A 6,133-nucleotide genomic window follows, 5' to 3' on the forward strand; every position below is an offset into this window, starting at 1 on the left:
CGCAGCCGGGGGACGCCCCGTGGCCGCGGTCGTCGACCGGTAGGGAGACAATCAGGTATGGAGCTGATCGTGCTGGTCGACGACGACGGGCGGGAGATCGGCACGCTGCCCAAGCCCGAGGTGCACCACGGCGAGACGCCGCTGCACCGCGCCTTCTCCGCGTACCTGTTCGACGAGGCAGGCCGGCTGCTGGTCACCCGCCGGGCGGAGGACAAGGCGACCTTCCCGGGCATGTGGACCAACACGGTGTGCGGCCACCCCGGCCCCGGTGAGGGCGACCACGCGGCGATCGCCCGCCGGGCCGGCTTCGAGCTCGGCCTGGGCGTGGCCGACCTGCGCCCCGCGGTCCCCGGCTACCGCTACCGGGCGGAGTTCCTCGGTGTCGTCGAGAACGAGATCTGCCCGGTGTACGTCGGCCGGTTCACCGGCAGCCCGGCGCCCGAGCCCAGCGAGGTGGGCGAGTGGGAGCTGCTGGACTGGGCCGCGTTCCGCCGTCGCCAGGAGACCGAGGGCGACGCCTGGTCGCCGTGGTGCCGGGAGCAGGCGCGGCTCATCGAGGACGCTGGGCTGCACCCCACCCGACGGTGACCCAGCGCGCTCGCCTGGTCGCGGTACGAACCGGTCCGGCGCGTCGGGCCGCTCCCTCCCGGAGACCTTGAACGGCGCTCACTACCTTCCGCGGCATGGAGCGACGACGGTTCCTGCTCGCGCTCGCGGCCGGGCTGGCAGGCACGGCGGTGGTCCGTGGCGCCGACGGGCTGGGGGACGCGGTCACGCCCGTGGCCGACACGGCGACGCCACCGGTCCGGCCTGCCGGCGCGACCGCCGCGACCGGCGTGCCCGGCATCGAGCCGCAGCTGCCACCCACGGGTGTCGTCGAGGCGCTGCCGGGCGAGGGGCCCGCGCTGGCGCTCAGCATCGACGACGGCACCAGCACGGAGGTCGTGGCCGCGTTCGCGCGTTTCGCGCACGACAGCGGCGTGCGCATGACGTTCTTCCCCAACGGCCGCTACCGGTCCTGGGAGGACAACGCCGCCCTGCTGCGCCCGCTGATCGACTCCGGGCAGGTGGCCATGGGCAACCACACGTGGTCCCACCCCGACATCACCACCCTCGGCGACCAGGAGGTGGCCGAGGAGATCCGACGCAACCGCGACTTCCTGCGCACCACCTTCGGCGTCCGCGACAGCCCCTTCTTCCGGCCGCCGTTCGGCGCGCACGACGAGCGCACCGACCGGATCGCCGCTGATCTCGGGCACCCGACCATCGCGATGTGGAACGGCACGCTGGAGGACTTCCGGGTGCTGACGGCCGAGGAGCTGATGGCCGCCGCCCGGCGCTGGTTCACCCCCCGGACGATCGTCGTCGGCCACGCGAACCACCCCGCCGTGACCACCGTCTACGGCGAGCTGCTGGAGCTGATCGCCGAGCGGGGACTGCGGACGGTGACCCTCGCCGACGTCTGGGCGACCCCGGGCCAGCGGCTGCGCGGGGCCACCGCCGTCGGGCGCCTGACGGTTCCCTGACCGGTGCCCACCTCCGACCTGCGGTCCGGTCGATCCTCGGCGACGCTGGTCGGCGAACCGACCACGCACGCACGACGGAGGAGATCGATGGACGCGCCGCTGAAGGGCCGGGTCGCACTGGTGACGGGAGGTGCCAGCGGTCTGGGCCGCGCCACTTCGCGCGCGCTCGCCGAGGCCGGGGCGCACGTGGCGATCGGCGACATCGACGCCCCGGGCGCCGAGGAGACGTTGTCCCAGGTGACGTCGGCCGGTGGCTCCGGGGACGTCGTGGCGCTCGACGTCACCGACGACGTCAGCCGTCGCGACGTCGTGACGCAGCTGTTCGACCAGCACGGGGACGCCTTCGACATCCTGGTCAACGTCGCCGGCATCGACCGCCCCGGCTACATCACCGACATCGACCTGGCCGACTACCGGAAGGTAATGGCGGTCAACTGCGAGGGGCCGATCTTCCTGACCAGCGAGTTCATGAAGCGGGTCCAGGAGTTGCCCGAGGGCCGGACCGCCGACGTCGTCCACGTCGTCTCGCTGTCGGCGATCACCTCCGGCAGCGGGGCCATCGCCTACAACGGCTCCAAGGCCGGCTTCCTCAACGCCACCAGGTGCATCCAGCGCGAGCTGCGGGAGAAGGCGGTCCGCCTGGAGGACGGCAGCGAACGCCCGTTCCCGTGCCGGGTGCAGAGCGTCATCCCCGCGGCCATGGACACCCCGATGATGGAGCAGTGGGGTATCCCCGGGCACCTGATGATGCCGCCGTCCGCGGTCGCCGAGGCGATCCGCACCCTCCTGCTCCTGCACCCGACGGCGTTCGTGCCCGAGATGCAGATCGTGCCGCGGCTCGAGCCCGACTTCCCTCGGTGAGGTGACCGGTGAGGAACAGCCGCGTGAGCGCCCCCGACGACCCCACGCCCGACACGGCGATGGCCACGGGCTCCGACGACGGTGAGCCGGGTCCGCGCCTCGGCCCCGGTGACCTGGCGCCGGACGAGGAGCGGCTGCTCGCCGCGCTGGAGCGCGACACCGGCGGGGAGCCGGTCGCCGCGCCGGTGGATACCGCGGCCCTCGTCCGGGCGGTGGAGGAGGACGCCCCGCTGCCCGGGCGGGGGAGGGTGCCCGACGACGGGCTGACGCCGCGGTTCACCGCTCCCGGGGCGGACTGAGCCTCAGCGCTCCCGCGGTCGCAGCCGGACGGCGACGACCGCGACGTCGTCCTCCGCGCCCTCGGGCAGCAGCCGGTCGAGCAGCTGGTCGCACAGCTGGTCGGCCGGCAGCCGGCGGAGGTCGGCCAGCGCCTCCCCGAGCAGCTCCACGCCGTCGTCGAAGACCTGGTCGCGGCGCTCGACGAGTCCGTCGGTGTAGAAGAGCAGGGTCGAGCCGGCCTCGATGACGACCTCGTGGTCCTCGCGTGGTCGCGTGGGGTCCACGCCGAGCAGCAGCCCGGGGCGTTCCGCGTCCAGCAGCCGCTGGGTCCCGTCGGGCCCGGCGACCAGCGGGGGCAGGTGCCCGGCGGTGGCCCAGCGCAGCCGGGTCACGCGGGAGTCGCCGTCGGCCCGGTCGAGCCGGCCGACCAGCACGGTGGCCATGGCGCCCAGGTCGAGCCCCTCGATCGCGGCGTCCAGCCGGGTGAGCACCGCGGCGGGTCCGGCGGCGCTGTCGTAGGCGATCCCGCGGAGCAGCCCCCGCACCTGGGCCATGGTGGCGGCGGCCTCGGTGTCGTGGCCGACGACGTCACCGATGACCAGCATGGTGGAGCCGTCGGGCTGCTCGAACACGTCGTACCAGTCCCCGCCCACCTGGGCCTCGCGGGCTGCGGGCACGTAGCGCACCGCCACCTCCAGGTGGTCGGGCTCCGGTGGGTCCGACAGCAGGCTGCGCTGCAGCGTCTCGGCCGCCCGCACGATGCTGCGCGAGCGCGCGTACAGGGCCTCCAGCAGGTGCACCCGCAGCTCGCCCGCCGCCTCGACCTCGGCCGGTGTCCACGGCTCGGAGCGGCCGCGCACGGTCTCGCGCCAGCGCTCGAAGGACTTGCGCGGGCTGAGCCGGACCTCGTCGCCCTCCTGCTCGGCGATGGCCTTGTTGTGGGGGTCGCCGCCCCAGTCGACGTGCCGCACCGCCTCGCTGCGGAACCACAGCACGAACTGCCCCTCCGGGAGGGGGAGCACCAGCGCACCGCAGGCCACCTCGACCGGTACCCCGGGACCCGGCTCGGCCGCCGCCAGCGCGTCGCTGGCGACGACGTCCTCGGACCGGGCGGCGGCCCAGGCGGTGATGCGCTCGGCCACCCCGGGCGGCAGCTCGGCACCCAGGGCGCCGCGATGTCCCTGCAGGTCCACGACCACCCCGTCGGCGGCCAGCAGGTCGAGCAGGTTCGGCGTCCCCAGCAGCGTGTCGGTCAGCGGGCGGTCCTCGTCCATGGCCGCCGCGGTCAGCCAGGCCAGGGTCGAGCGCGCCCTCAGGGCGCGGCCGTACTCGTCCTCCGCGGCGCGGTCGATCAGCCGGACCGACAGCGTCGAGCCGAGGAACTCGGCGGCGGCGCGGGTGGCGTACGGCGGTGCGTGCGGGCCGCTGTAGTGGTGGCAGGCGATGAGGCCCCAGAGCTTCTCCCCGCGCAGCAGGGAGATCGACATCGAGGCGCCGACGCCCATGTTCTTCAGGTACTCGACGTGGATCGGGGAGACGCTGCGCAGCGCGGAGTAGGTGAGGTCCAGCGGCCGGCCGCTCACCGGGTGGTCGACCGGGTGCAGCGGCACCGGCGTGTAGTCGACGTCGGAGATCAGCCGGATCCAGTTCTTCTCGTACAGCGCCCGCGCCTGGGCCGGGATGTCCGAGGCCGGGTAGTGCAGCCCGAGGAAGGAGTTGAGGTCCGCCCGCTTCGCCTCGGCCACGACCTCGCCGTTGTAGTCGGCGTCGTAGCGGTAGACCATCACCCGGTCGAAGCCGGTGAGCGCGCGCACCGCCTGGGCGGTGATGTCGTACAGCTCCTGCAGCGACGTCGCCCGGTTGAGGTCGCCGATCGTGCCCCGCACGGCCTGGTAGGTGTTCGGGAACGAGAACGGGCGCGGACCGCGGGCCGGCTCCAGCTCCACCACGAGGCTGGACAGCGGCGGGACCGTGCTCGTGTCGGCGACGGGCTCGCCGTGCGCGTCGGGCACGGCGTCCCCGGGCCGGATCAGCGCCCGGTGCAGCAGGGCGTCGACCGGCACCGGCGCCCCGTCGACGTCCAGGGTGATCTCCACCGGGTTGCGCTCCCGCAGGTCACCGAAGGCGCTGGCCGAGCGGACGACGGCGCCGGCCGCGGCCACGCCGAGGACCTCGGCCAGCGGTCGGCCGATGGCGCGCTGCCAGGGCACCCCGGTCAGGTCGGCGAGGTTCGCCGACACCTGCTGCACGATCCAGTCGGGGTCGCTGACGGCGATGAGCACGCCGCGCGGCTGGATGCTGCCGGGGATGTGGATCGGCTCGCGCTCGCAGTTGGTCAGGTCGATCGGCGTCCCCGGTGCGAGGAACTCGATGTCGCGATCCACGTCGGTCACGCGGGGACCTCCCGGGAGCGGGCCGCGGGCCGGCACCACTCGGCCAGCGCACGGAAGGTGTCGCGCGCGGAGGCGAGGATCCGGTCGACGTCGCCCCCGGCGGCCACGTGGCCGCGGGTGGCCCGGCGGAAGGCCGCCCACATCGAGCCGGTCTCGGTCCCGTAGGGGGAGAAGGCCCGGATCCGGACGCCGGCCAGACCGGGCAGGCCGGCGAGATGGCGGTCGATGAAGGCGCCGCCGAGGGTGGAGCCCTCCAGCACGTAGAGCCGGCCCAGCGCCTCGTCGGTGCCGGGGACCGGCGGGAGCCGGGGCGTCCCGTCGGGCGCCGCGGCGCCCAGTGCCGCCAGGTCACCGGCGAACAGGCCGCTGCGGCGGCGGCCGGCCCAGTCGATGGCCTCGGCGTCCGCGGGCAGCCGCGTGGCCCACTCGTCCAGGCCCTGCTCGGCGGAGATCCAGAAGCCGTGCATCAGGCCCAGGACGTGCGCGAGCCGTTCCTGGTCCAGCCGCGGGTCGAGCAGGTCGAGGGTGTCCTCGACCGTCCGGTGCTCCGTGGCGGTGCCGGTGCGCAGCAGGCGCATCACGTCGTCGGCGCTGCGGTCGTCCCCGTGCGCTGTTCCATCTCCCGCAGGCATCGCCCACGAGCGTAGGCGACCGGGGCGGGTCAGGCGCGGAGCGGCCGGGAGCCCCCGGCGAGCCGGGCCGCCCGCAGCCCGGCGTGCAGCAGCAGGCGCGCGTCGCCGTCGGCCAGGTCGAGGCCGGTCAGCCCGGCGATCCGGCCCAGCCGGTAGTACAGCGTCTGCCGGTGGATGCGCAGCGCCTCGGCCGCCCGCACCGCGCTGCCGGCGCAGTCGAGGTAGACCTCCGCCGTCTCGGTGAGCACCGGATCGGCGAGCAGGGGGATGTCGTCGTCGCCGCGCGAACCGAGGGCCCCCAGCAGCCCGTCGCAGACCCGGTCGACCTGCGCGCCGCCGATGCGGGACAGCGCCCGCAGCAACCAGGCGGTGCCGTCGTCGAGGGTCATCCCGCGCCGCTCGACCAGGCCGTCGGTGTAGAGCATCAGCAGGTCGCCCCGGC

Annotated in this window: 7 protein-coding genes; 4 read left to right on the forward strand and 3 right to left on the reverse strand. The window is 74.7% G+C overall.

The features are described from left to right. The first annotated feature begins 57 nt into the window (after positions 1–57). The 4 genes from idi to C5507_RS20245 all read left to right on the forward strand — a co-directional run bounded on the left by idi (position 58) and on the right by C5507_RS20245 (position 2,686). The gene (gene idi / locus C5507_RS20230) at positions 58–588 is read left to right on the forward strand and encodes an isopentenyl-diphosphate Delta-isomerase (RefSeq protein WP_104530300.1); all 531 of its coding nucleotides are present in this window, start codon (positions 58–60) and stop codon (positions 586–588) included. Between the two features lie 95 nt (positions 589–683). Continuing rightward, entirely contained in the window at positions 684–1,526 is an 843-nt protein-coding gene (locus C5507_RS20235; RefSeq protein WP_104530301.1) for a polysaccharide deacetylase family protein, read from the forward strand. A gap of 87 nt (positions 1,527–1,613) precedes the next feature. Further along, a complete protein-coding gene (locus C5507_RS20240) occupies positions 1,614–2,387 on the forward strand; it encodes an SDR family NAD(P)-dependent oxidoreductase (protein WP_104530302.1) in 774 nt (257 codons plus the stop codon). A 23-nt stretch (positions 2,388–2,410) separates the two neighbouring features. Beyond that, positions 2,411–2,686 (forward strand): hypothetical protein, encoded by a 276-nt coding sequence (locus C5507_RS20245; RefSeq protein ID WP_104530303.1) that lies wholly within the window; start codon positions 2,411–2,413, stop codon positions 2,684–2,686. A 3-nt stretch (positions 2,687–2,689) separates the two neighbouring features. Here the strand turns inward: C5507_RS20245 and C5507_RS20250 are convergent, their stop codons facing one another. The 3 genes from C5507_RS20250 to C5507_RS20260 form a co-directional block, all read right to left on the reverse strand. After that, positions 2,690–5,059, reverse strand: coding sequence for a SpoIIE family protein phosphatase (locus C5507_RS20250; protein WP_104530306.1), 2,370 nt, complete (start codon positions 5,057–5,059; stop codon positions 2,690–2,692). After that, positions 5,056–5,691, reverse strand: coding sequence for a biliverdin-producing heme oxygenase (locus C5507_RS20255; protein WP_104530304.1), 636 nt, complete (start codon positions 5,689–5,691; stop codon positions 5,056–5,058). The genes C5507_RS20250 and C5507_RS20255 overlap by 4 nt, the downstream gene beginning before the upstream one ends. A 29-nt stretch (positions 5,692–5,720) precedes the next feature. Then, positions 5,721–6,133 (reverse strand): helix-turn-helix domain-containing protein (locus tag C5507_RS20260; RefSeq protein WP_158657668.1); only part of this gene is annotated, 413 nt, incomplete at its 5' end.

Origin of the sequence: Blastococcus saxobsidens (genome assembly GCF_002938435.1) — a bacterium.
Taxonomy (GTDB): Bacteria; Actinomycetota; Actinomycetes; order Mycobacteriales; family Geodermatophilaceae; genus Blastococcus; species Blastococcus saxobsidens.

Coding starts and splice junctions, on each gene's coding strand:
- idi (WP_104530300.1), top strand. CDS start 58: ATGGAGCTGATCGTGCTGGTCGACGACGACGGGCGGGAGATCGGCACG.
- C5507_RS20235 (WP_104530301.1), top strand. CDS start 684: ATGGAGCGACGACGGTTCCTGCTCGCGCTCGCGGCCGGGCTGGCAGGC.
- C5507_RS20240 (WP_104530302.1), top strand. CDS start 1,614: ATGGACGCGCCGCTGAAGGGCCGGGTCGCACTGGTGACGGGAGGTGCC.
- C5507_RS20255 (WP_104530304.1), bottom strand. CDS start 5,691: ATGCCTGCGGGAGATGGAACAGCGCACGGGGACGACCGCAGCGCCGAC.